The following is a 24,394-nucleotide window of genomic DNA, read 5'->3' on the forward strand; positions in this document are numbered from 1 at the left end:
GATCATCCACCTTTTTCGAATAGCTTGATAAGCTCATCAACACTCGAGGATAGAGATATCTGTTCGTAGACACCCTGCTTCAGGAAGGAGATGATTCCCGGATAATAGTTGATGGCTTCATCCACTTCACGGGAAGTCCCTTTTTTGTATGCTCCTATTTGAATCAAATCTTCTGAGTTCACATAGGTACTCAATAACTCTCTTATTCTAGTGGCAGCTTGTAAATGTTCTTTAGTGGCGAGATGGTTCATTAACCGGCTGACACTCTTCAGGATATTAATGGCAGGATATTGGCCACGATTTGAAATCTCCCGGTCGAGAACGATATGACCGTCGAGTATCCCCCTCACTGTGTCTGAAATGGGTTCATTCAAGTCATCACCATCTACGAGAACGGTATAAAACGCCGTAATGCTTCCATAGAGGTTTGTTCCGGTTCTCTCGAGCAGTTTGGGTAAAATGGCAAAAACAGAAGGAGTATAGCCTTTGGTTGTTGGCGGTTCCCCAACAGCCAACCCGATTTCCCTCTGTGCCATGGCTACCCGGGTGGCAGAATCCATCATCAGCATGACGTTCATGCCTTTATCACGGAAGTACTCCGCAATCGCTGTCGCCGTAAAGGCGCCTTTAATCCTCATAAGAGCAGGCTGGTCGGATGTGGCAGCTACGACAATCGTTCTCTGCAATCCTTCTTCACCTAAATCTCTTTCGATGAATTCTCTTACTTCCCTGCCGCGTTCCCCAACCAATGCGATGACGTTTAAATCAGCTTTCGTATTTCTGGCGATCATTCCAAGCAGTGTACTTTTTCCCACACCACTTCCGGCAAAGATTCCTACCCTTTGCCCTTTACCGACGGTCAGCATGCTGTCGATGGCTTTTACCCCAACTTCCATTTTTTCATCAATGGGAGGCCTTGATAACGGATTGGGTGGTTCCTGTTCTGTATAGGCAGTGCTTAATCCCGACGGTAATTGGCTTCCATCAAGGGGATGGCCAAGGGAATCTATCACTTTCCCTATTAACGATGGCCCGATTTTGATTTCTAATGGTTTTGCCGTTGCTTCCACTAAACTGCCTGGTGAGATATCCTGCATGTTGGTATATGGCATAAGGATCACCAAATCATCATTAAACCCGACGACCTCTGCTTGTATCACTTTCTGTTTGCCACGGGAGAAAATATGGATATGACACACTTCACCTACAGAGCTTTCAGGACCTTGAGACTCGATCATCAACCCGACGACCCGTTTCACTTTCCCGAACTTCTTGAATGTGGGGATATGGGGGATCTGAGAGATAAGATCTGCTGCCTTCATTGCACATCACCTTCGAGAAGGTGGTGGAGCTTCATCTTCAATTCTTTCAATTGAGAATCCACACTGACAATGACCCGTCCTTGATTCGTTTCAATATAGCATTCCTCTGGGAGGAGATCATCGTTGGCATAGATGAAACATTGAATATCAGTTGGGAACATGACTTCGAGATCAGATTTGTTCTCAGCAAGGAGTTTATGTCTCGATGGATGCACATGTATCTGGATATGAGGCAGATCCCTCACTTCCTTCAGCCCCCGTTCCACGATGGAAAGGAATAGATCCGGTTCATCCTTCAATTTTTGATTCATGATTTTCCCGGCACAAGCTATCCCAAGATCTATAATGACTTTCTCTGCCCTTTGGATGTAACATTCATACTGTTCCCTGTTGTTCTGTGTGATCTCGTTTGCTTCCTGCAGCTTGTTCTCATATTCCTGGTAGCCTTTCTTTCTGCCTTCTTCCTCTCCTTGCAGGAATCCGGCATTATATGCCTCTTGCATAAGCTGCTCCCGTTCTGTTATCCATCTTTCTTTATCAAGTAACAACCGTTCTTCTTCGCGACGAATCTCCTCATTTGCTTCACGGATGATTCGTTCTGCTTCAATGGACGCTTGCTCTATGATTTGATCCCTTCGAAACGAGGCATTCCCTGTTAACCTATCTTCCTCTGGGGATACGTCTTCCATCGGCTTCATTCTCTTAAGAGAGATTATTTTCCTGTTGTCTTCAATAGATTGAGCTACGGTAGACTTTATGATCCTAGACAATGATATCGTCTCCTCCACCACGGGCGATGATGATTTCACCTGAATCCTCTAACCTTCTTATGACTGCTACAATCCGTGACTGTGCTTCTTCAACATCCCGTAATCGGACAGGCCCCATGAATTCCATTTCTTCTTTAAGGGTCTCAACCATCCGGTTTGACATATTCCTGAATACCACTTCTTTCACTTCATCACTTGACACTTTAAGTGAGAGAAGCAGATCTTCATTATCGCAATCCCTGATCACACGCTGGATGGAACGGCCATCGAGTGTGACAATATCTTCAAACACAAACATTCTCTTCTTGATTTCTTCGGCTAATTCAGGATCTTGGATCTCCAAGGCATCCAGGATGGTCTTCTCTGTTGAACGATCTACCCCGTTTAACACTTCCACTACCGCTTCCACCCCGCCGGTTTGTGTATAATCCTGTGTGACGGTCGCTGAAAGCTTCCTTTCAAGGATCGCTTCCACCTCACTGATCACTTCAGGAGAGGTTCCATCCATCACCGCAATCCTCCTCGCGATATCTGCCTGGACTTCCTGTGGAAGCTCTGAAAGTATCTGACCTGCTTGTTGAGGATCAAGATAAGATAGAATCAATGCAATCGTTTGAGGATGTTCATTTTGGATGAAGTTAAGAATTTGAGCTGCATCCGCTCTTCTTGCAAAGTCAAAGGGTTTGACCTGTAATGAAGAGGTCAGGCGATTAATGATCGCTGTAGCCTGCTCAGATCCAAGAGCCTTCTCCAGGACCGTCTTCGCATAGCCGATCCCACCCTGTGAGATATAATCCTGTGCAATTGCGATTTGATGAAATTCCTCTAAAATGTCTTCCTTAGCTTCCGTTTCTACCTTCTTCACTCCGGAAATCTCTAATGTTAATTTTTCGATATCTTCTTCCGACAAATGCTTGTAAACGGATGCTGATACATCAGGACCAAGAGAGATCAGGAGGATGGCCGCCTTTTGTTTACCTGTTAAACCTTTCTCTCTTCTAACCATGTTCATTCCTCCTAATCCTCTGCTAACCAGGTGCGTAACAGTTTCGCGAATTCTTCCGGTTTATCTTTAGCCATTTTTTCCAGCTGCTTACGGCGAATCGAACCTTCTGTCTCTTCTTTAGGTTCAATATCCGGAATCTGGACCGGCTCTCTTGTTTCTTCATATTCCATTTCTTCTATCGACTCTTTCTTCCTTGACCGTAATAAGAAAAATACTAAAAGAAGAATCACTACAAGGAGAATGCCTCCCACAACATATGTCCACCAAGGTAGGACAGGCTTCTCTTCAGATGCAACATCCACTTTCCCATTGAACGGCTGAACCGAGACGACGACCTTTTCTGCAATCGCGTCATCCGTGAGTTCAGGGTTCGCTTCCTTATCAATGGACGTGCGTACGATCGTGGATAATACTTGACGTATATCATCGACCCTATTCTGTGGTAAGGACGATTCTTTTTCGGGATCAGGCGGTTCCACCATGACCTGTATCCCTAGGTCCCTAATCTTGTAAGGACTTTCTACAATCTCTTTTTTGATCCGGTTGACTTCATTATTAATCGTTTCTTCCATGCGTTCATAGTCACCATTCGATTCTGAACTGGAGCCGTATGTAACACCGCTGTTTGTCGGCTCGTTGGCATCCCCGGCCCCTGGTGTCCCTCCAGGAGCAGCACCTTCACCCGAGAACGTTTCTGTAATCCGCTGAGCACTGACTGCGATTCCTTCCATATTTTCTTCATCTACAGGAGTCACAATGTTTTCTTCGCGGTTTTCCTGGGTAAAGTCAATATCAGTTGTGACGGAAACCACTACCTTATTGAAGCCGATCAACGTACCGAGCATGTTTTGAACCTGACGTTGAATATCACGCTCAACTTCTTTCTTAACATTCATTTGCTGAGCAAAATTCCCGCTTCCCGTGGAATTATTTTGAGATTCTAAATCAAAATACTCAAAATATTGATTCATGATGGCGATATTCTCAGTAGGAAGGTCTGGAACACTTTTCGAAACAAGATGATAAAGTGATTTGATTTGCTTTTGATCAAATGTAAAACCCGGCTTCGTATCCAGGACAATGGAGGCAGATGCATTTTGCACATCATCATTTAGGAAAATCTGTTTCTCAGGAAGATTGATCATGACTTTTGCATCCTGGATCCCGTCAATACCCTTCATCAAATTGGCTAATTCCGTTTGCATGGCGTCCAATTTCATGACATTGAACTCATTATCGGTCATTCCGAATCCGGCATTTTGACTGAAGAAAGAATAGTCGATGCTCCCTGAGTTAGGTATCCCCTCTGCAGCCAATTCAACTTTCAGAGTATCCACCTGTTCTTTAGGGACCATGATGGTCGATCCACTATCGGTAATTTCTGAAGGGATCCCCCTGCCATCCAGATTCTCTTTGATGGTTCCCGTTTCAGAAGGTGACAAATTGCTATATAAGGGTTCGAGAGTCGTCCTCGTTGAAAAATAACTAACCGCACTGATCAGGATGACGGCAATCAGAAAGATGGCTCCCATGCTGATTTTTTGTTTTTTTGTTCTACTTGTCCAATAAGTCTTTATTTGCTCTGTATATTTCTTAAACGATTCATTCATTACAATCCTCCGGTACTCGACTGCATGAGCCTACTACATTGGCATTCTCATTATCTCTTGATATGCTTCCACTACTTTGTTACGGACTTCCATTGTCGTTTGCAGGGTGATGCTTGCCTTTTGTGAAGCGATCATCACCTGATGGAGATCAACGTTTTCACCCCGGACAAGTTTTTCCGTTAATTGATCTGACTGCACTTGCATCTTATTGACTTCGTCGATGGACTTTTTAAGTAATTGACTGAAGTCTTCCGTTGCATCTGAAGGAGAACTATTTTTTTTAGTAAATGACGGACTTATAACAGCCGGAGTTACCGAACTTATATTGTGTATGGCCATAGAACTACAACCTTTCTTTATTTACCGATTTCTAATGACTTCATTAACATTGCTTTATTTGCATTAAATACTGTCACATTTGCTTCATAGGACCGTGTAGCTGAAATGAGGTCTACCATCTCCCGCAGGGGATCTACATTGGGCAGGCGTACATAACCATCGTTATTTGCATCGGGGTGCTCAGGGTCATATACCATTTTAAATGGTGTTTCATCGTCCTCTTCAATCCGTGAAACTTTCACTCCACTTCCAATTGAATGGTTGCCCCTTGTATTCATCGCCTGGTTTAAAAAAGAAGAAAACTGCTCTTCCTTTGGCGCCATCACTACAGACTTCCGTTGATAAGGCTGCCATTCACCATTCACCATTTTGCCTCTCGTTGTATCCACATTGGCCATGTTGGACGAAATGACGTCCATCCTCAATCGCTGGGCGGTTAATGCAGAAGCCGTTGAGTTCATACCTGTAAATAATCCCATACTTACTTGCCACCCCTTATGACTGATTGCAGACTGTTAAACTTCCCATTTATCCGGTCTGACAGGGCATTAAAATAAATTTGATTGGTTGCCATCTCTGACATTTCCTGATCCAGATCCACACCATTTCCATTATGATTGTATTGAAAAGAAGATTTCGTCTTTACGGCTGGATGTTGACTATCCGATCCAAAGGTAAAGTGACGTTGATTCGTTCTTTTCGCCTCCAATTGTTGAGTGGATTGATCCAATAACGATTTAAACTCTACTTTTTTCGCTTTATAATTCGGTGTATCGACATTCGCAATATTTTGAGAAATCACTTTCTGATTTAACGAGGCGTAGTCCAGCCCGTTTTCGAGTGTTGAGAAGGTGTTGGAAAAAAGTTTCACTTTAGGCACCTCTATCCGTTTTTTTGACATGTTTCAACTATTTTTGACATATTTATCATACAACAGTATTTATTGTAATGTTTAGCATGATTAGTGTCTATGAATATTCCGTAAATTTTAAAGAAAGATGGAGATATTCATCGAATTCGTGACTTTTCATCCACTTTTAACCCTAATATTACCATGGATATTTTTACAAATAAATGTGGTTTTCCCTCTCTGTTTGTTACATTAATATTACAGACACAAAGAACAGTAAGAAGCAAGGTACCATGCTTATCCTTCATTCAGCGTTCAATTACGAAAAACCTTTCGCAAACTCCATAAGAAAACTTCACCTAGAATCAGGTGAATCCTCCAACCTCTATAATTGTCACTCATCTTGGAATGATGTCGAATCTAGTCGTAACATTGTTGTAACTTTATTGTACTATCACCATCATAGATGACAATACTAAAAGAACAATTGCCGGTAGTCCATTCGACTTATTTTCCCTAAACAATCTGACATTTCACTACAAACAACCTACATAAGCTGAGAAGCTCCCAAACTGGCACTATAAAATATAAAAAAAGCTGTTTCCCGAGGGGGAAACAGCTTTTTACTTTTACTATTAGTTTGTACGCAATTTATCTAATTCCACCAAGAATTTATTATTCAATACCTTGATGTAAGTACCTTTCATTCCCAGGGAACGGGATTCGATCACGCCTGCACTTTCAAGCTTGCGAAGGGCGTTGACGATCACGGAGCGGGTAATTCCGACTCTATCGGCAATTTTAGAAGCAACCAGAAGTCCTTCATTTCCATTTAATTCTTCAAAGATGTGTTCAATGGCTTCTAACTCACTGTATGAAAGGGAGCTGATTGCCATTTGGACGACAGCCTTGCTTCTAGCTTCCACTTCGATTTCTTCGGCTTTTTCACGAAGGATCTCCATCCCTACTACAGTTGCTCCATATTCAGCGAGAATTAGATCATCATCTTCAAAGCTTGCTTCAAGACGAGCAAGGATTAATGTTCCTAATCTTTCCCCCCCACCGATGATCGGGACGATGGTCGTTAAACCATTTTTGAAGAACTCTCTATTTTCAACAGGGAAAGCGGTGTATTCGCTATTTACATCCAGGTTGGGAGATGTTTCTTGTACATTAAATAAATTTTGAGTATACTCTTCAGGAAATTGACGGTCAGCAAGCATTTGCTTCATCCGTTCATTTTCGATTTGTTGATTGATGGCATAGCCAAGTAGTTTTCCACGACGGCTAACTACGAACACATTCGCCTCAATCACCTGACTTAATGTTTCTGACATTTCTTTGAAGTTCACCGGTTTCCCAGCTGCTTTTTGCAGCATGGCATTGATCGTTCTTGTTTTACTTAATAAATTCATTACGTTTCCTCCTACTACAACTAAAGTGTATCTATTATTTAATTTTATATGATCCTTAATCCATCTACCTATACCCCATAAAGGGTAAGGAAAAACTTAAAGAATGAACTGACTCAGATCTTTATCTTTTGAAATGGCGCCAATTTTATCATCCACATATTGCGGTGTGATCTTTACCGTCTCCAGGGTGATATCAGGCGCTTCAAAGGATAGGTCTTCAAGTAGTTTTTCCATGATCGTATGAAGTCTTCTGGCCCCGATATTATCGGTATTTTGATTCACATCATAAGCGATTTCAGCGAGTCTACGAATAGCATCGTCAGAAAATTCAATTTGTATACCTTCTGTTTCCATTAAAGCGATATATTGTTTAATGATGGCATTATCCGGCTCAACAAGGATCCGAACGAAGTCGTCTGTAGACAACTTCTGAAGTTCCACCCTGATCGGGAAACGTCCCTGCAATTCAGGGATAAGGTCAGAAGGTTTACTCATGTGGAAGGCACCGGCTGCAATGAATAGGACATGATCTGTCTTCACCGAACCATATTTGGTTACAACGGTCGATCCCTCCACCACAGGGAGGATATCACGTTGAACGCCTTCCCTGGATACATCAGCAGAAGATTGCCCTGAGCTCTTGCTGGCAATCTTATCGATTTCATCGATGAAGATAATCCCGGATTGCTCGGCACGGATGATTGCCTCCTGGGTCACTTCATCCATGTCAATCAGCTTTTGAGCTTCCTCATTCGTCAGTACCACTCTTGCTTCTTTCACCTTCAATTTACGCTTTTTCTTTTTCTTCGGCATGAAATTACTGAGGGCATCCTGCATATTCATCCCCATTTGTTCCATCCCTGAGCCTTGAAGCATATCAAACATGGATGCTTGCTGCTCCTCGACTTCAATTGTGATGAATTCCTCTTCCAATTCACCATCTTCAAGTCTTTTTTTCATTCTTCTTCTTTGCTCTTGGAGTGAAATTTCTTCCTGCTTTTCTTCCTCTTCTTCAGATGTACCTTGTGCCCCGTTGCCGCCGAAGATCATTTCGAATGGGTTTTTGTAAGAAGATGATTTCTTTTTGGACGGCACCACAAGCTCTACCAGACGGTGACTTGCATTTTCAGCTGCTCTTTCCCGGACACCGACCATTTTCTCCTCTTTCACCAGACGGACGGATGTCTCAACCAGATCTCTGACCATCGATTCAACATCACGTCCAACATAACCCACTTCCGTAAACTTGGTTGCCTCCACTTTTACAAATGGGGCACGGACCAATTTTGCGATCCTTCTGGCTATTTCCGTTTTACCGACACCCGTCGGCCCCATCATCAGGATATTCTTTGGAATCACTTCATCTTTCAATACATCGGACAGAAGGCTCCGTCTATAACGATTTCTCAGCGCTACGGCAACCGCTCTCTTGGCGTCCTTTTGGCCTACAATGTATTGATCCAATCGTTCAACTATTTGCCTCGGGGTTAAGTGATCAGTACTCTTCATCAAATGGCACACTCCTTACTTTCCTATAGTGTGAGAGAATATCAATTCTTACCTGAACTAGCTTAAAGCTCTTCAACGATAATTTGGTTATTCGTATATACACATATATCGGCAGCGATTTGAAGGGAAGAACGGGCAATTTCCTTTGCAGTCAAGTGGTCTCCGGCATACTGCTTTAATGCCCTGCCGGCAGATAATGCGTAATTCCCACCGGAACCGATGGCCAGAATTCCATCATCCGGTTCAATTACTTCACCTGTCCCTGAAATTAACAGAAGGTGGCTTTCATCCATGACAATCAGCATCGCTTCAAGCTTTCTCAGTACTTTATCGCTCCTCCATTGTTTCGCGAGCTCGACTGCAGCTCTTGGAAGGTTTCCGTTGAACTCCTGAAGCTTTCCTTCAAACATTTCAGACAAAGTAAACGCATCGGCAACAGATCCCGCGAATCCAGCCAATACTTTTCCATTAAAAAGCTTTCGTACTTTTTTTGCTGTATGCTTCATGACAACTGAATTACCGAATGTTACCTGCCCGTCACCGGACATCGCACACTTGCCATTATGCTGTACGGCAAATATTGTGGTTGCGTGGAATTGTTCCATTTCCTAAACCTCCAACTCTTCTAAGCACGTGGGTGATGTGCTAAATACGTTTTTCGTAACTGATCCTTGGATACATGGGTATACAGCTGTGTGGATGAAAGCTGAGCGTGTCCAAGAAGTTCCTGAACCGTCCTTAAATCGGCGCCATTATTCAATAAATGGGTTGCAAACGTGTGACGCAGCATATGGGGGTGTATCTTCCCCGTCAAGGATGCTTTCTCGATAATCTTATTTAAGATGAGACGGATGCCTCTTTGGGTTAATGCTCCACCACGATGGTTGACCAGCAATTGAGTATGGGAAACATCCTTCGCAAGCTTCGGTCGGGAATGTAATATGTATTGTTCTAAGGCATCATGGGCAAAGCTCCCAAATGGGACATACCTTTCTTTTTTCCCTTTTCCTTTGACCAGGAGCGTCGACATCCCAAGGTCCACATCATCCAACTGTATATTCGTACACTCACTTACACGGATCCCCGTCGCATAAAGAAGTTCGAATATGGCCAGGTTACGCATTTCTAATGGGGTGTCCCCTTTACAAGCATCCAGCAATGCCTGTATTTCCTCCTCATAAAAAAAGGACGGCAATCGCTGTTCCTTCTTCGGAAGATTAACAAACGAAAAGGGGTTATCGAGTAGTTGCTTTTCCCGATTTAAATAACGGTAAAAGCTTCTGATGCTCGAAACCTTCCTTGAGACGGAAGACCTCTTTAAACCGTGATCATGCAGCTTAGTTAAAAAAAGTCGTGCATCAGAATACTCGACATCTTTTAATGAACGTAAACCTTGTTCTTTCATAAATACGTAAAACTCTTCGATATCATGACGATATTGTTCAAATGTATGAACAGAATAATGTTTTTCTATTTGTAAATATTCAGTAAAGGAATGTAATTGTTCATCTAATTGCTTATTCATGTTTAACACCTCACAAGGGCTACTAAATAGTAACACAACCGGGGGACCCTTGCAATGAATTTTACACTTTTTTCACAAAGTTCTGAATTGTTTCCAAGGCCCGGTTTGCATGCTGCTCATTGCGTTCTTTCTTCCCTTTTACCTTTTTTGGCAATTCCGGGAAAAGACCGAAATTGGCATTCATCGGCTGAAAGTTATGTTTATTCGCTGTAGTGATATATCTTGCCATACTTCCCATGGCCGTTTCGTATGGAAACACGACGGGTTCTTCTTCTACAGCGAGTTTGGCTGCATTGATACCTGCAATCAATCCGCTTGCAGCAGATTCCACATATCCTTCCACACCTGTCATTTGTCCGGCGAAAAACAGGTTCTCATGATTCTTCAACTGATACGTATCCTTCAGGACATTGGGTGAATTGATGAAGGTATTCCTGTGCATGACGCCGTACCGTACAATATCGGCATTCTCCAGTCCAGGGATCAATTGAAGAACCTCTTTCTGAGGTCCCCACTTTAAATGGGTCTGGAATCCCACAATATTGTAAAGGGTACCCGCGGCATCATCCTGTCTTAATTGTACAACAGCATATGGACGTTTACCTGTTTTAGGATCTTCAAGTCCGACCGGCTTAAGGGGGCCAAATAACATCGTCTTTTTCCCGCGGGAAGCCATTACCTCGATGGGCATGCATCCTTCAAAGAAAACTTCTTTCTCAAATTCTTTCAACGGAACCGTCTCAGCAGAGGTAAGGGCTTCATAGAATCGATTGAACTCACCCTCGGTCATGGGGCAATTCAAATATGCGGCTTCCCCTTTGTCATACCTGGACTTTAAATATACTTTGTCCATATCGATGGAGTCCTTCTCTATGATCGGGGCAGCCGCGTCATAGAAGTATAAATGTTCTTCCCCTGTCAGTCGTTTGATTTGATTTGAAAGACCTTCACTCGTCAGTGGCCCGGTGGCAACGATGGTGATCCCCTCAGGAAGCTCCGTTACTTCCTCATTAAACACGGTCACATTCGGGTGGTTCTTCACTTTGTTTGTAACAAGTGCTGCAAATTCGTGACGATCGACGGCGAGTGCGCCTCCGGCTGGTACAGAGCAGGCATCCGCTGCTGACATGATGACTGAATCCAAACGTCTCATTTCTTCTTTTAAAACACCGACTGCATTCGTAAGTGTATTCGCTCTAAGTGAATTACTGCACACCAGTTCTGCAAATTTATCTGTATGGTGGGCAGGGGTTTTGATGATGGGTCTCATTTCGAAAAGGTTGACCTTTATTCCCCTTTTCGCAATCTGCCAAGCCGCTTCACTTCCCGCTAACCCTGCTCCAATAACATTTACTGACATTTATCTTTTGACCTCCTACATTCCGAACGCTTTATCCCAATTGCATTGTACACCAAGGGACAATGATAAGAAAGATAATTGTATATTGAAAATATGTATGATTTGTTACAAAGATTCAGAGAAAACACAAAAGGGCCGACCCACCAGGTAATAGAGAAATCACCTGTTGGGACAGTCCCTCGTTCCATTGTATTCGTTCATTGTTCAACAATCAATCGTTTTTGATCACTATTTCTGTGGTTCTTCTTTATAATCACAATTCGTACATTGAATTTGATTACCCTTTTTAAGCTTCTTCTCCACGAGCAGCTCTGAACATTTAGGACATTTCCGTTCAATCGGTTTATCCCATGATAAGAAATCACATTCTGGATACTGGTCACATCCGTAGAAAATACGCTTCTTCTTGCTTTTACGCTCAATGATATTCCCTTTTTCACATTTAGGGCATTTCACACCGATCTCTTTCACGATCGGCTTGGTATTACGACAATCCGGGAAGTTGCTGCAGGCCATGAACTTACCGTATCGTCCCATCTTGAATACCATTGCGTGACCGCATTCTTCACAGTCTTCACCGGCAGGTTCATCCCGGATTTCAATTTTCTCCATTTCATTTTCCGCTTTTTCGAGATGTTTTTCAAAATCTTGATAAAAGCGGTCAATGATTCTTTCCCACTTCACATTTCCATCCTCGATGTCATCCAGGCTCCGCTCCATGTTCGCTGTGAACTCGACATCGATGATATCCGGGAAGAATTCTCTCACTAACTCTAACACGATTTCTCCAAGCTCCGTCGGGATAAATCGCTTGTTATCCAGAGTAACGTAACCTCTCCTTTGAATCGTATCAAGGGTCGGAGCATAGGTGGACGGTCTCCCGATACCGAGTTCTTCCAGTGTTTTCACGAGTCTTGCCTCGGTATATCTTGGCGGCGGCTGGGTGAAATGCTGATTCGGGTCAATGTTTTCACTTTTCACTTTATCTTTTTCTTCCAATGCAGGAAGGAAATTGTCTTTTTCTTCTTTCTGATCATCCGATCCCTCAACATATACCTTCATGAAGCCGGGGAATTTAACTTTTGAACCAGAAGCTCTAAACATGACGGAGCCGTTTACAAGATCCACGCTCATCGTGTCCATGATCGCAGGTGCCATCTCACTTGCTACGAAACGTTCCCAGATCAATTTATAAAGGCGATATTGGTCTCTTGAAAGGAACTGTTTAACCGAAGACGGATCCCTTAAGGTACTGGTCGGCCGAACAGCTTCATGGGCATCCTGGGCTTTTTGTTGTTTTTTCTCTTTACGCTCAGATTGCTTGATAAAATCCTGACCATATTTACTCACGATGTATTCATTGGCTTCTTTTTGAGCTACTTCAGAAATCCGGGTGGAGTCCGTTCTCATGTATGTGATAAATCCGACGGTTCCTTGTTTTCCCATTTCGATTCCTTCGTATAATTGCTGTGCAAGCATCATCGTCTTCTTTGCCCGGAAGTTTAATTTACGGGCTGCTTCCTGTTGAAGGGATGAAGTGGTAAACGGAGGTGCGGGATTTCTCTTTCTTTCCTTCTTAGTGACTTTATTCACTTCGAAAGACTTCCCTTTTACCTTACCAAGAACCTCTTTCACTTCTTCTTCCGTCTTCAATTCCACCTTTTTACCGTCAATACCATAAAAAGATGCCTGGAATGTATCATTGCCTTTGGTGAATTCTGCTTCAATGGACCAATACTCTTCAGGAGTGAAGGCTTTGATTTCATTTTCCCTGTCAATGATCAGCCGGACTGCAACGGATTGGACCCGTCCTGCACTTAGTCCCTTTTTCACTTTTTTCCATAATAATGGGCTGATGTTGTATCCAACTAACCTGTCTAAAATTCTTCGTGCCTGCTGAGCATCAACCAGGTCCATATTGATTGCACGGGGATGTTTGAATGATTCTTTGATCGCATCCTTTGTGATTTCGTTGAATACGACCCGGCATTCCGAAGTGGTGTCCATATCAAGGCTATGTGCCAAGTGCCACGCGATCGCTTCCCCTTCTCTGTCGGGGTCGGCTGCAAGAAAGATTCTTTTCACTTTTTTCGCAGCGGTTTTTAATTCTTTTAATACAGGACCTTTGCCACGTATAGTGATATACTTTGGTTCGAATTCATTCTCGACATCCACGCCCATCTGACTTTTTGGCAAGTCCCTGACGTGGCCCATCGATGCCCTGACCTTATATTTTTTTCCTAAATAACGTTCAATCGTTTTCGCCTTAGCCGGCGATTCCACTATTACTAAATAATCTGCCATCCAATAAGCCTCCTTAAAGAGGAAAATAATCACTGTTTTATAGCACCTTGGAATGTTTTTTTAACAAGCACAAACGGAAACGTTTACACTTACATTCACATAGGTGTAAGAATTTTTTCAGTGTAGAGAAGTACTGCTCTTATCTATTTATTTCTCATATATACAGTTTTTGATACCTGTTGCAAAATGTATAACAGTTTCACCATAAATGCAACCATTTTGTATGAAATACATTTGATATTCACCGTTTTATGTTCACAAAATCCCTTTATTAATAGATTTTACATCATATTTTTGAAGTTTATACCTTGAGCTCTGAAAATATGTCTTCTATTGTCAGGACCATTTTGGCTCCTTCTTGTATAAGGGAGTTTGTTCCTTCTGCCAACGGATCGTGTATGGACCCTGGCAAGCAAAGGACTTCTCTCCCTTCGTTCAATGCATAATCAGCCGTGATAAATGTACCGCTCTTTTTTCTGGCTTCGGTGACAAGTACCGCATCACTGATACCGCTGATGATTCGATTTCTAAATGGAAAATGCCATTTTTCCGGCTTGATATAAGGGGGATATTCCGAAAGGAGAAGATGGTGAGCCATCATATGGTTGGCCAAATCGACATTTTGTTTAGGATAAATATGCTGGAATCCTCCCCCCAGCACACCTATCGTTCTGCCTCCAGATCTTATCGCTTCTTTATGTGCGATCGTATCTGCCCCTTTTGCGAGTCCACTTACGATCACGATTTCATGTTTGACCAGCTCTGGAATCATCGTGTGAAGAACTTTCTCTGTGTATGAGGTGGCATCTCTTGAACCTATCACAGCTAATTTTGGAGAGGCTGGGAGCAGTTTTCTGTCCCCTTTTAAAAAGAGGAGAAATGGGGGATCATATACATTTTTCAACAAGAGGGGATAATCATCATCAAAAAGGGTGATCCACTCTATGTTGTTCTCGGCATAGAGCTGCATATAGCGTTTTGAAGAAAAGGAATGGAGGTCTTTATAGAAGGTTTCTATATTCGTAGAAGTGGAACGGGTTATCTGTTGGAGCTTTGATATAGGAAGTTCAAGGACAGAGTGAAGATCCCGATACGTTTCAAACAATCGTTTTATTCCTTTCAAACCAATTCCCCGGCAGTGATGAATGTGAAAGACAAGGTTACGATTTCCTTTCATTAAATGCCTCCTAACGATCAAGTTAAAATAGATAAAATCGAGACTGACAGCCAAGCCGTCAGTCTCAATACAAGATTAATGTGTTTTACATTTATCGAGAATTCCCTCTTCTTTAAGCACCTTGATCAATGTTTCACCCATATCTGAAGGAGTTGGCGCAACTTGAATCCCACACTCGTTCATAACGCGGATTTTCTCATCTGCCGTCCCTTTACCACCTGAAATAATCGCACCGGCATGGCCCATACGTTTCCCTGGAGGTGCTGTACGTCCACCGATGAAGCCCACTACAGGCTTCGTCATATTTGCCTTGATCCACTCAGCGGCCTCTTCTTCTGCAGTACCACCGATTTCACCGATCATGATCACAGCATACGTATCTTCATCTTCGTTGAATGCTTTCAGTACGTCGATGAAATCTGTACCGTTTACAGGGTCTCCTCCGATACCGACTGCCGTCGACTGTCCGATTCCAGCTTGTGAAAGTTGATGTACGGCTTCATACGTCAATGTACCGGAACGGGAAACAACCCCAACATGACCTTTTGTATGGATGTAACCAGGCATGATCCCAATCTTACATTCGTCAGGAGTGATGACTCCAGGACAGTTCGGTCCGACAAGGCGTGTTTTCTTGCCTTCCATGTAACGCTTAACCTTCACCATATCCAATACAGGGATATGCTCTGTGATACAAATGGCCAGATCAAGCTCGGCATCGACCGCTTCCATGATTGCATCTGCTGCAAATGGAGCAGGAACATAAATGACTGATGCATTTACGCCAGTTGCTTTCTTTGCTTCTTCCACAGTATTGAAAACTGGTACGCCTTCAACCTCTGTTCCGCCTTTTCCAGGTGTAACACCTGCCACGATCTGTGTACCGTATTCAAGCATTTGCTTCGTATGGAAAAGAGCTGTTGATCCTGTAATTCCTTGTACAACAACCTTGGTATCTTTATTAATAAATACGCTCATTAGTCCCCCGCCTTTCTCAGCCTACTTGCTCAACGATTTTTTGTGCGCCGTCTGCCATGGATTCAGCTGCAATGATATTCAAGCCTGATTGATTCAGGATTTCTTTACCTAAGTCTACATTCGTACCTTCAAGACGTACGACAAGAGGTACTTGAAGACCGATTTGCTTAGCTGCTTCTACAACACCCGTTGCGATGACATCACATTTCATGATTCCACCGAAGATATTCACGAAAATACCTTTGACGTTTTCATCAGAAAGGATGATTTTGAATGCTTCTGTTACCTTTTCAGCTGTGGCACCGCCCCCAACATCAAGGAAGTTAGCGGGATCTCCGCCGTAATGCTTCACGATATCCATCGTGGCCATGGCAAGACCAGCACCATTTACCATACAGCCGATATTCCCATCAAGGGAAATATAGCTCAGGTCATATTTGGAAGCTTCGATTTCTTTCGCATCCTCTTCTTCAAGATCGCGTAATTCGATGACATCCTTCTGACGGTATAATGCATTTGAATCGAAGTTGAACTTCGCATCAAGTGCCATGACGTCCCCATCACCAGTCACCACTAACGGGTTGATTTCAACAATTGACGCATCCTTTTGGATGTACACATTGTAAAGACCCATCATGAACTTAGCTGCTTTCCCGACAAGCTTTTGAGGGATATTGATATTGAATGCAATACGTCTCGCCTGGAAACCTGTTAATCCCACAACTGGATCGATATACTCTTTAAAGATTTTTTCAGGTGTTTGTTCTGCTACTTCTTCGATTTCCGTTCCGCCTTCTTCAGATGCCATCAGGACAACTTGGGAAGTTGCACGGTCGAGTACAAGACCTACATAATACTCTTTCTTGATATCACAGCCTTCTTCGATAAGTAAGCGCTTTACTTCCTTACCTTCAGGACCCGTTTGGTGAGTAACTAAAGTTTTTCCGATTAATTCCTCTGCATATGTACGCACTTCGTCAAGGCTCTTGGCAATTTTGACTCCGCCTGCTTTGCCCCGTCCACCTGCGTGGATTTGCGCCTTTACAACATATACGCTAGAATCTAACGTCTTCGCCGCTTCTACTGCCTCTTCAGCTGTAAAAGCCACTTTACCATTTGGTACGGATACCCCGTAATTTCTGAGGATTTCTTTACCTTGATATTCATGGATATTCATTTTCCATCCTCCTATCAAACTCTTCAAAAAATAGACTGCGCTTTCATTGTATAAAATGACAGTATATATGTCTACCATTATGCTAAAAATATTATATTAATTTAAAAATTCTGAACATATTTTGATAGAATCCATCCATATCAAGCCATTTTCACTGGGAGAAACGCATATAAATTATTATACTCGAAAAATATAATTCAGCTATTCAATCCAACCTCTTCATGGTTAGTTCTATCGGGTTATTCTTTCCTGGATATGTCCCTGTCCAAACGGTAGATAAAAGCAAACACTTCCGCTACGGCCCCGTATAATTCCTCCGGGATGGATTCACCGATATCCAGGTTGCCGAGGAGGGATAACAGGCTCTTATCCTCTTGAACAGGCACTCCATGCTCATCTGCTTTGGACAGGATGTTTTCAGCGATCATCCCTTTTCCTTTTGCCACGACTTTCGGGGCCGACCCGTCCTTCTGATCATAACCCAGAGCGATTGCTTCTTTTCTCTCGTGCCGGCTTTTCATATCCTTACATCAACTCCGGAAAATGTCTGTTGGAACTCGTCCCCTATCTTTTCTGAGAGGCTTTCGTGTTTATCGGGTTTTTTCACCTTTACGGCGGATAACTGATAGTCCAATTTCCCGAGGGCATTTTTTAAATCAGGAATGAGGGGTTTGGACAACACTTCTGCTGCCGGATGTTCATTCCAAACGGTCAGGGAAATGACACGATGTTGTACCTGCATATCGATCAAAGTTTCATCCATTTCCTTCATGTTCAAATAAAATAATACCCGGCAATAATCACCGTCGATGACTCCCTTTTCCTTCTCTTTTCCTGTCCATTGTATAGTGATATCCGTATTTCGTCCGAACAGATACATCGGAAACTGCTGCACGATTGTAAGGAGAGGGGATGGATCCTGGGAGTGAAGCACTTGATGGTTCATTCTCAGAACAATGTCATCGGCTAATTGGCGAATGTCAGATGCCGGATGGTGCTGGCTTAACCCGATAAGATGCTCCTTCAGTGTCTGTCCCTGCACGTCTTTTCCTTTATGGACCTGAGCTTCAAAGTTGATTCCAAAGTCACCGATCACCCTTTTCAATACTTTGGCCAATTCATCTCCCCTGAGTTGTTCCGTAAGGTCCGATACCGTCTGGTGGAGAAGCATCTGAAAGATTTTCTCCTGATTGGAGGAAGGGGTGCCTTTCCCCCATATCTGTTCAAGCCTGCTAAAGTTCATTTCCACAAGCTTTTCCTTCCCGGCAAATCCGACCAGCTGTCCTGCCGCTGTTTCAGGCGTTTCTTTTTTGGTTCCCTCCAGGCGGGTTTCGGAGCCTGTAAGGATGTTCATCCATTTATCCACAAGGGAGGAAGCTTGCTTTGTGGATTCTTGACCGGATCCACTCACGCCTGAAGCCTGGCTCCGTCCGCTTAGAGGCACATCAGATGACTTCTGCCCCTCCCTATCTGAAGTCATCCTTTCAAGGATCATGCCCGCTAATCCTTCCTTCCATTGATTCATGACCGTTTCACCGGGGATGAATCCAAGGGACTTCAATACATCGAAATGTCCCAAACGGGTTGCATAGGACTGGGAAGAATCCGCTAAACCAGTCAAGGCTTTGATGACAAGATTTTCAGATATATTCCTTCTCAAGGGTTCCTGAAGCCTTTGGATCATTTGAAGAGTGCCTTCATCTCCTCCCGCTTCTTTTAATCTTGAAGAAAGAGTATCGAGCATGGAAATAAAATCACCTTTTTCCCCGGCTTTCATCGAAAGAAATACCCTGTCTGTAAATGGCATACTCCTTTTAGCCATTTCCACGATGACCTTTGAATTAAGAGCTGCATCTTTCCCTGTCACATGCTTCCCTGCAAATGCGAGCATCTCTTTATGAATCGGTATCTTATCCTTCACAAGGTCCTTGACCAAAGAAGTCATTTCTTTCTCATCGCCCGAAACGGATAGATGATGCAGGAGCCTAGAAGCCATACCCTCGCCATCTCCTTGGGGAGACCGGATCAATTTGAGGCTGATTCCTGTCTCTGTCTGCTTCACTTCCACCCATTGACGCTCTCCTGCTTTCAAAGGAGTTTCAAGCTTTGCCAAGAACCGCTGGCCGTTTGCAGATACTTCTGCCAGATCATCACCCATCAGCTTATGTACCTTTATATAGATAACCCTTCCTCCCTGGACCGAAAATGGTTTTCCACTAAGGGAAGACAGAGTCTGATTCCTTCCAGTGCTGTGAATGTGGGTCATTCTCTCATCCCCTGTCCCATGGTATTCATGCTACCATTTGCTGAAAACGTTCATCCCTTTGTATGCAGAAGCTCTTTTACCGGTGCAAAGCTTTTCCGGTGAAGTGGAGTCACTCCTAATTGCTCGAGCCCATTTAAATGGTCTTTCGTTCCATACCCTGCATTTTTCTCGAAAGCATAGCCGGGATATTTTTCAGCATATTCCTTCATCATCCTGTCTCTCGTAACCTTTGCGATAATGGAAGCTGCCGCAATGGATATGCTTTTCGAATCCCCTTTGATGATCGATTGACTGGGGTATGGCGATACAATTTTCATTGCGTCGATCAATAAGTAATCAGGCTGAACCGGCAGCTGGACGATTGCTTCATTCATCGCCTTTTTCGTCGCTTGATATATATTGATGGAATCGATTTCCTCCGCGTGAACCATCCCAACTCCAATTGAAATAGCATGACGTTGTATGTATTCATAATACTCTTCTCTTTTACCTTCTGAAAGTTTCTTGCTGTCATTCAATCCTGCCAGGTAGAAGTCTTTGGGGAGGATGACGGCTGCCGTTACGACCGGCCCTGCAAGAGGCCCCCTTCCCACTTCGTCTATCCCGGCGATACGGGTATACCCCTGAAAACGCAGCTCCTTCTCATAACGTGTGAGGTCTTGAAACTCCTTTTTCTCCTTAGCCTGCTTCTTTCGTTCCCTTTCGAGCTGAATCAGAAGTTTCTGAACACCTTTTCTCTCGTCCTGTTTCAATTCTTCCAAAATCGGATCAGACTCTGTCAGTGTCCCGATCAATTGTTTGATTTCACTGATCGTTCTATGTACTTTCGTCACGTATGTTCCTCCTCTTATATATCGGATATCCCGCACAAAAATAAAGAGGCTGTGTCAAAGAGATCCACTCCCTTTATACAGCCTCTGCCGTTATTCACTATCTTTTTCAGCTTCACCGATAAAATCAAATGTCATGGGTCCTAATTGAACATTCCGTATGTCCCTGACGATGATTTCAGAAGTCTTGTCATAATTGACTTCTCCACCCGTCATCAGGCAGCCTCTTTTAGCCCCGATCTTATCAAAGCTATCCACTACCTCTTCAGATAACCCTTCGAGGCCGTAACGCTCCTCTAATCGCTCTGGATAGTGCTCTGCAAGAAAACGAAGGCCATATACGGCAATGTCCTGCAAATTCAGGATGGTATCTTTGATTGCTCCCGTCAATGCCAGTTTATAGCCTACCTTGGGATCCTCGAACTTCGGCCATAAAATGCCGGGGGTATCGAGCAGTTCTAGCTCTTTACCGACCTTGATCCATTGCTGGGCTTTCGTCACACCAGGTGTATTTCCGGTTTTGGCGATATTCTTCTTCGCCAACCTGTTGATCAAGGTGGATTTACCTACGTTTGGGATCCCCACGATCATCGCCCTGATGGCACGGGGTCTCATCCCCCTTGACTTCATGCGATCGAATTTATCTTTCAGGATCTCTTTAGCAGCCTGCACAATGACTTGAAGTCCTTTGCCGGCCTGTGCATTGACCGCAAGTGCGGTGATTCCCTGTTCTTTAAAATAGGAAATCCACTGATTGGTCCTGTTCGTGTCTGCCATGTCTGCCTTATTTAATAAAACGAGTCGCGGCTTTTGTCCGATGATTTCTTCAATCATCGGATTTCTCGATGATAACGGGATTCTTGCATCTACTAATTCAATCACTATGTCTACAAGTTTTAATTTCTCAGTAACTTGTCTACGAGCTTTAGCCATATGCCCTGGAAACCATTGTATCGTCATATGACCACCTCCAAACACTTTTTTCTATTATTTCACCAAACCGAAATCTTTAACAGGCCAATAGATCACTTTCGTGTCCCCGATTACCTCATCGGTCGAGACCGTCCCGATATGACGGCTATCTTTACTGAATCGACGGTTATCACCCATTACAAAAATTTCTCCATCTGGTACAGTTTCTTCACCGGTTATATCCTTCAATGAGAAATCTTCGGTTAAGACACCGCCGTTCAATTGATCTTTGTATTCCTTGAGATATGGTTCAGTATAGGCTTTTCCATTTATATATAATGTATCATTTTTATACTCTACCTTATCCCCCGGCAGGCCGATGACCCGTTTGATATAATCCTTTTGCTCAGGGGCATGGAACACAACGATATCGAACCGCTCAGGCTCACCCAGTTTACTTACAATCATTCGGTCACCATTATGTAAAGTAGGCATCATTGATAATCCATCAACTACGATGGGGGCAAATAAAAAGAATCTGATGATAGCAGCTAATCCGACTGCAATTAACAGGGCCTTCATCCATTCCCACCACTCGTTTTTTTCTTTAACCACATCTCCACCACCCATGATTTTTTCTATCTTTTTCTATTCTACTAGAAATTCTTCTAATTCTCATTAAAAATTGGTGGTTTCCCGAAAATAGTCGATCCCCTCTTTAACGAAAGGTTTTAGAAAATGGAAAAGGAGCTTGTCTCCAAGCTCCTTTTCTTACGTTCTTATCGAATTTCTTTAATACGAGCCGCTTTACCACGCAGATTACGTAGGTAATAAAGTTTCGCACGACGTACTTTACCGCGACGAATAACTTCTAATTTAGCGATTTTAGGTGTGTGTACTGGGAAAGTACGCTCAACACCTACACCGTAAGAAATTTTACGAACAGTAAATGTTTCGCTGATACCGCCACCACGGCGTTTGATTACTACTCCTTCGTATACCTGAATACGTTCACGAGTACCCTCAACGATGTTAACGTGTACACGTACTGTATCACCAGGACGGAAAGATGGTAGATCAGAGCGAAGTTGTTCTTTCGTAATATCTTCGATTAATTTGTGCATCTTATTCAACTCCTTCCAACAGATGCTCTTACAAAAGCGATTGATTGCAGCGGAACATCGGGATCCATGGCTTCAGGAGATAACTCCTTTAAACCACAAAGAATATAATATCATACAGGCATTCAGGATGCAATAGCCTATTTAGAGTTTCTCCATTCCTCTATCCACGCCTTCTGTCGATCTGTGAGGGGATAACTCTCTAATAGATCCGGTCTTCTCTCATAGGTCCTTCTCAGGCTCTCTTTCTCTCTCCATTCATCGATCAGGCGATGGTTTCCTGAAATCAACTCTCCGGGTACCTTCATCCCTCTGAAATCCGAAGGACGGGTGTAATGAGGATGCTCTAAGAGGCCTGAGGAGAACGAATCAAGTATGGGAGAATCTTCATTCCCAAGGACCCCGGGAAGCAGACGGACAACACTATCTATGACTACCATCGCACCGAGTTCCCCACCGGTCAACACATAGTCACCTATGGAGATTTCGTCGGTTACCACGTGCTCTCTGATTCGTTCATCATAGCCTTCATAATGACCGCAAATAAACACGAGGTGATCTTCTTTCGAAAGCTCCTCAGCCTTTTTCTGTGTATATCGTTCTCCCTGTGGGCACATAAGGATGACCCGCGGCGTGGATTCTTCTTCTTTTTTCAAGGCATCGACTGCATCGAATATAGGCTGAGGCTTCAAAACCATTCCAGCCCCACCGCCGTAAGGGTAATCATCCACCTGATTATGTTTGTTATCAGCGTACTCACGGAAGTTAATTACATTATAGGTAACGGCTTCTTTCTCATTTGCCTTTTTTAAGATGGAATCACCGAAGATCCCTTCGAACATACCTGGGAATAAAGAGAGGACGTCGATTCTCATCATGACAGGAGGCCTTCCATCGGCTCAATGGTAATGAGCTGATCTTCGATATCCACCATTTTCACGATATCCTCTATGTAGGGGATGAGGTACTCTTTCCCCCGCTCACCCTTCACTACCCATACATCATTCGCACCCGGGCTTAAAATCTCCTTGACGGTACCCAGCTCTTCTCCTGCAGTCGTCACTACCTTACAGCCGACGATTTCATGGAGATAGTATTCTCCTTCGTCCAGTTCCTGTAACTGGTCTTCCTGCACCTTCAAGATGCCTTCTTTAAACTTCTCGACTTCATTGATATTCTCATACCCTTCAAACGTAAGCAAATCAAAACTTTTATGATTTCTGTGAGAATTGATCACGAGACCGAGGGGTTCCTGGCCATTCCGGAACAAATAGAGAGTGTTCCCTTTCTGATAACGCTTTTCGGGGAAATCTGTCGTCGATACGACCTTCACTTCCCCTTTCACTCCATGAGTGTTGACAATCTTACCTACATTAAACCACTTTTCCAACGCATTCACCTCTTGCATTAACGTATTTCTTTCACGATACCGTCTTCTATTACAATCGTCTTTGAAAGGGTTTCTTCCTCCCAATTGTCACCAACTTGAATGTCCATCATACCTTGGACTTCCTTTTCCTTCAGCTCGCTGCCGATCGGGAGGATATTCAGCTGTTCCATTTGAAAATCCAACAGCTTGATTTTTTCTGCCCGTTCATTCAATTCTCTTTCAAAATGCTGATTTAATTTATGAGTGGGGTATTTCTTGCCACGTTCAATCTTTTTCATTTCGAACTGAAGCTGATCACTTTCCTTTTTCAGATGAAACTTTTGATTTTCATACCGTTTCATTAACAGGTCCTTACTCTTTTCTGTGAGGACTTGTTTAATCGTTATCGTATGTATCACGTTCAACGTCTTTCCTCCTCCTTTTATTCACCCCTCACTGATGTAATGGTCTTTAAGGGTGTTCTTAGGGGAGAAACGGCTTGTATGGGGGCTTAAGAACCCTTCTCTCGATAGTATACCATTACACGGCGGTCA

Annotated in this window: 25 protein-coding genes; all 25 read right to left on the reverse strand. The window is 43.3% G+C overall.

Translation table 11 applies throughout. From position 1 onward, the window contains the following. Positions 1–2 precede the first annotated feature (2 nt). Complete coding sequence (gene fliI, locus ATG71_RS17480; protein WP_098440776.1) at positions 3–1,322, reverse strand: flagellar protein export ATPase FliI; 1,320 nt, start codon at positions 1,320–1,322, stop codon at positions 3–5. Beyond that, the gene (fliH, locus tag ATG71_RS17485; protein ID WP_179886574.1) at positions 1,319–2,092 is read right to left on the reverse strand and encodes a flagellar assembly protein FliH; all 774 of its coding nucleotides are present in this window, start codon (positions 2,090–2,092) and stop codon (positions 1,319–1,321) included. Before fliH ends, fliI begins: the two co-directional genes overlap by 4 nt. Continuing rightward, positions 2,085–3,098: a flagellar motor switch protein FliG gene (fliG, locus tag ATG71_RS17490; protein WP_034760239.1), complete on the reverse strand. Its 1,014-nt coding sequence runs from the start codon at positions 3,096–3,098 to the stop codon at positions 2,085–2,087. The genes fliH and fliG overlap by 8 nt, the downstream gene beginning before the upstream one ends. 11 nt (positions 3,099–3,109) lie before the next feature. Next, positions 3,110–4,708, reverse strand: coding sequence for a flagellar basal-body MS-ring/collar protein FliF (gene fliF / locus ATG71_RS17495; RefSeq protein ID WP_098440778.1), 1,599 nt, complete (start codon positions 4,706–4,708; stop codon positions 3,110–3,112). 33 nt (positions 4,709–4,741) lie between these two features. Continuing rightward, the gene (gene fliE / locus ATG71_RS17500; protein ID WP_098440779.1) at positions 4,742–5,047 is read right to left on the reverse strand and encodes a flagellar hook-basal body complex protein FliE; all 306 of its coding nucleotides are present in this window, start codon (positions 5,045–5,047) and stop codon (positions 4,742–4,744) included. A gap of 17 nt (positions 5,048–5,064) precedes the next feature. Beyond that, the gene (gene flgC / locus ATG71_RS17505; RefSeq protein WP_098440780.1) at positions 5,065–5,526 is read right to left on the reverse strand and encodes a flagellar basal body rod protein FlgC; all 462 of its coding nucleotides are present in this window, start codon (positions 5,524–5,526) and stop codon (positions 5,065–5,067) included. Positions 5,527–5,528: 2 nt separating this feature from the next. After that, positions 5,529–5,918, reverse strand: a complete 390-nt coding sequence (gene flgB / locus ATG71_RS17510) for a flagellar basal body rod protein FlgB (RefSeq protein WP_098440781.1) — start codon at positions 5,916–5,918, stop codon at positions 5,529–5,531. A gap of 614 nt (positions 5,919–6,532) precedes the next feature. Beyond that, positions 6,533–7,312: a GTP-sensing pleiotropic transcriptional regulator CodY gene (gene codY / locus ATG71_RS17515; protein ID WP_098440782.1), complete on the reverse strand. Its 780-nt coding sequence runs from the start codon at positions 7,310–7,312 to the stop codon at positions 6,533–6,535. Positions 7,313–7,408: 96 nt separating this feature from the next. Then, positions 7,409–8,821, reverse strand: coding sequence for an ATP-dependent protease ATPase subunit HslU (hslU, locus tag ATG71_RS17520; RefSeq protein ID WP_098440783.1), 1,413 nt, complete (start codon positions 8,819–8,821; stop codon positions 7,409–7,411). Between the two features lie 62 nt (positions 8,822–8,883). Continuing rightward, entirely contained in the window at positions 8,884–9,426 is a 543-nt protein-coding gene (gene hslV / locus ATG71_RS17525; RefSeq protein WP_060669750.1) for an ATP-dependent protease subunit HslV, read from the reverse strand. Between the two features lie 20 nt (positions 9,427–9,446). Beyond that, positions 9,447–10,346: a tyrosine recombinase XerC gene (gene xerC, locus ATG71_RS17530; RefSeq protein WP_098440784.1), complete on the reverse strand. Its 900-nt coding sequence runs from the start codon at positions 10,344–10,346 to the stop codon at positions 9,447–9,449. Positions 10,347–10,407: 61 nt separating this feature from the next. Beyond that, a complete protein-coding gene (gene trmFO / locus ATG71_RS17535) occupies positions 10,408–11,706 on the reverse strand; it encodes an FADH(2)-oxidizing methylenetetrahydrofolate--tRNA-(uracil(54)-C(5))-methyltransferase TrmFO (protein ID WP_098440785.1) in 1,299 nt (432 codons plus the stop codon). A gap of 228 nt (positions 11,707–11,934) precedes the next feature. Continuing rightward, entirely contained in the window at positions 11,935–14,010 is a 2,076-nt protein-coding gene (gene topA / locus ATG71_RS17540) for a type I DNA topoisomerase (protein ID WP_098440786.1), read from the reverse strand. Positions 14,011–14,311: 301 nt separating this feature from the next. Continuing rightward, complete coding sequence (dprA, locus tag ATG71_RS17545) at positions 14,312–15,187, reverse strand: DNA-processing protein DprA (RefSeq protein ID WP_098440787.1); 876 nt, start codon at positions 15,185–15,187, stop codon at positions 14,312–14,314. 75 nt (positions 15,188–15,262) lie between these two features. Then, positions 15,263–16,165 carry a succinate--CoA ligase subunit alpha gene (gene sucD / locus ATG71_RS17550; RefSeq protein WP_098351794.1) on the reverse strand — a complete coding sequence of 301 codons (903 nt, stop codon included), beginning with the start codon at positions 16,163–16,165 and terminating at the stop codon, positions 15,263–15,265. Between the two features lie 16 nt (positions 16,166–16,181). After that, positions 16,182–17,342 (reverse strand): ADP-forming succinate--CoA ligase subunit beta, encoded by a 1,161-nt coding sequence (gene sucC / locus ATG71_RS17555; protein ID WP_060669764.1) that lies wholly within the window; start codon positions 17,340–17,342, stop codon positions 16,182–16,184. A gap of 239 nt (positions 17,343–17,581) precedes the next feature. Next, positions 17,582–17,863 (reverse strand): EscU/YscU/HrcU family type III secretion system export apparatus switch protein, encoded by a 282-nt coding sequence (locus tag ATG71_RS17560; protein WP_098440788.1) that lies wholly within the window; start codon positions 17,861–17,863, stop codon positions 17,582–17,584. Continuing rightward, positions 17,860–19,608 carry a cytochrome P450 family protein gene (locus ATG71_RS17565; RefSeq protein ID WP_098440789.1) on the reverse strand — a complete coding sequence of 583 codons (1,749 nt, stop codon included), beginning with the start codon at positions 19,606–19,608 and terminating at the stop codon, positions 17,860–17,862. The genes ATG71_RS17560 and ATG71_RS17565 overlap by 4 nt, the downstream gene beginning before the upstream one ends. A gap of 50 nt (positions 19,609–19,658) precedes the next feature. Further along, positions 19,659–20,441, reverse strand: a complete 783-nt coding sequence (locus tag ATG71_RS17570) for a ribonuclease HII (RefSeq protein WP_098440790.1) — start codon at positions 20,439–20,441, stop codon at positions 19,659–19,661. A 90-nt stretch (positions 20,442–20,531) separates the two neighbouring features. Continuing rightward, entirely contained in the window at positions 20,532–21,398 is an 867-nt protein-coding gene (gene ylqF / locus ATG71_RS17575) for a ribosome biogenesis GTPase YlqF (protein WP_098440791.1), read from the reverse strand. A 27-nt stretch (positions 21,399–21,425) separates the two neighbouring features. Next, positions 21,426–21,965 carry a signal peptidase I gene (lepB, locus tag ATG71_RS17580; RefSeq protein WP_098440792.1) on the reverse strand — a complete coding sequence of 180 codons (540 nt, stop codon included), beginning with the start codon at positions 21,963–21,965 and terminating at the stop codon, positions 21,426–21,428. A gap of 164 nt (positions 21,966–22,129) precedes the next feature. Next, positions 22,130–22,474 (reverse strand): 50S ribosomal protein L19, encoded by a 345-nt coding sequence (gene rplS / locus ATG71_RS17585; protein ID WP_032088854.1) that lies wholly within the window; start codon positions 22,472–22,474, stop codon positions 22,130–22,132. A 137-nt stretch (positions 22,475–22,611) separates the two neighbouring features. Further along, a complete protein-coding gene (gene trmD, locus ATG71_RS17590) occupies positions 22,612–23,346 on the reverse strand; it encodes a tRNA (guanosine(37)-N1)-methyltransferase TrmD (RefSeq protein WP_179886655.1) in 735 nt (244 codons plus the stop codon). Beyond that, complete coding sequence (gene rimM, locus ATG71_RS17595; protein WP_098441890.1) at positions 23,346–23,861, reverse strand: ribosome maturation factor RimM; 516 nt, start codon at positions 23,859–23,861, stop codon at positions 23,346–23,348. The genes trmD and rimM overlap by 1 nt, the downstream gene beginning before the upstream one ends. Before the next feature lie 17 nt (positions 23,862–23,878). Next, a complete protein-coding gene (locus ATG71_RS17600; protein WP_098440794.1) occupies positions 23,879–24,265 on the reverse strand; it encodes a YlqD family protein in 387 nt (128 codons plus the stop codon). Positions 24,266–24,394: the final 129 nt, after the last annotated feature.

The sequence above is a fragment of the Bacillus sp. es.034 genome, assembly GCF_002563655.1.
GTDB lineage: Bacteria > Bacillota > Bacilli > Bacillales > Bacillaceae_B > Rossellomorea.

Excerpts from the sequence above, each read along its gene's own strand:
- fliI (WP_098440776.1), bottom strand. The coding sequence starts at position 1,322 with ATGAAGGCAGCAGATCTTATCTCTCAGATCCCCCATATCCCCACATTC.
- fliG (WP_034760239.1), bottom strand. The coding sequence starts at position 3,098 with ATGGTTAGAAGAGAGAAAGGTTTAACAGGTAAACAAAAGGCGGCCATC.
- fliF (WP_098440778.1), bottom strand. The coding sequence starts at position 4,708 with ATGAATGAATCGTTTAAGAAATATACAGAGCAAATAAAGACTTATTGG.
- fliE (WP_098440779.1), bottom strand. The coding sequence starts at position 5,047 with ATGGCCATACACAATATAAGTTCGGTAACTCCGGCTGTTATAAGTCCG.
- flgC (WP_098440780.1), bottom strand. The coding sequence starts at position 5,526 with ATGGGATTATTTACAGGTATGAACTCAACGGCTTCTGCATTAACCGCC.
- codY (WP_098440782.1), bottom strand. The coding sequence starts at position 7,312 with ATGAATTTATTAAGTAAAACAAGAACGATCAATGCCATGCTGCAAAAA.
- hslU (WP_098440783.1), bottom strand. The coding sequence starts at position 8,821 with ATGAAGAGTACTGATCACTTAACCCCGAGGCAAATAGTTGAACGATTG.
- hslV (WP_060669750.1), bottom strand. The coding sequence starts at position 9,426 with ATGGAACAATTCCACGCAACCACAATATTTGCCGTACAGCATAATGGC.
- xerC (WP_098440784.1), bottom strand. The coding sequence starts at position 10,346 with ATGAATAAGCAATTAGATGAACAATTACATTCCTTTACTGAATATTTA.
- trmFO (WP_098440785.1), bottom strand. The coding sequence starts at position 11,706 with ATGTCAGTAAATGTTATTGGAGCAGGGTTAGCGGGAAGTGAAGCGGCT.
- topA (WP_098440786.1), bottom strand. The coding sequence starts at position 14,010 with ATGGCAGATTATTTAGTAATAGTGGAATCGCCGGCTAAGGCGAAAACG.
- dprA (WP_098440787.1), bottom strand. The coding sequence starts at position 15,187 with ATGAAAGGAAATCGTAACCTTGTCTTTCACATTCATCACTGCCGGGGA.
- sucD (WP_098351794.1), bottom strand. The coding sequence starts at position 16,165 with ATGAGCGTATTTATTAATAAAGATACCAAGGTTGTTGTACAAGGAATT.
- sucC (WP_060669764.1), bottom strand. The coding sequence starts at position 17,342 with ATGAATATCCATGAATATCAAGGTAAAGAAATCCTCAGAAATTACGGG.
- ATG71_RS17560 (WP_098440788.1), bottom strand. The coding sequence starts at position 17,863 with ATGAAAAGCCGGCACGAGAGAAAAGAAGCAATCGCTCTGGGTTATGAT.
- ATG71_RS17565 (WP_098440789.1), bottom strand. The coding sequence starts at position 19,608 with ATGACCCACATTCACAGCACTGGAAGGAATCAGACTCTGTCTTCCCTT.
- ylqF (WP_098440791.1), bottom strand. The coding sequence starts at position 21,398 with ATGACGATACAATGGTTTCCAGGGCATATGGCTAAAGCTCGTAGACAA.
- rplS (WP_032088854.1), bottom strand. The coding sequence starts at position 22,474 with ATGCACAAATTAATCGAAGATATTACGAAAGAACAACTTCGCTCTGAT.
- trmD (WP_179886655.1), bottom strand. The coding sequence starts at position 23,346 with ATGAGAATCGACGTCCTCTCTTTATTCCCAGGTATGTTCGAAGGGATC.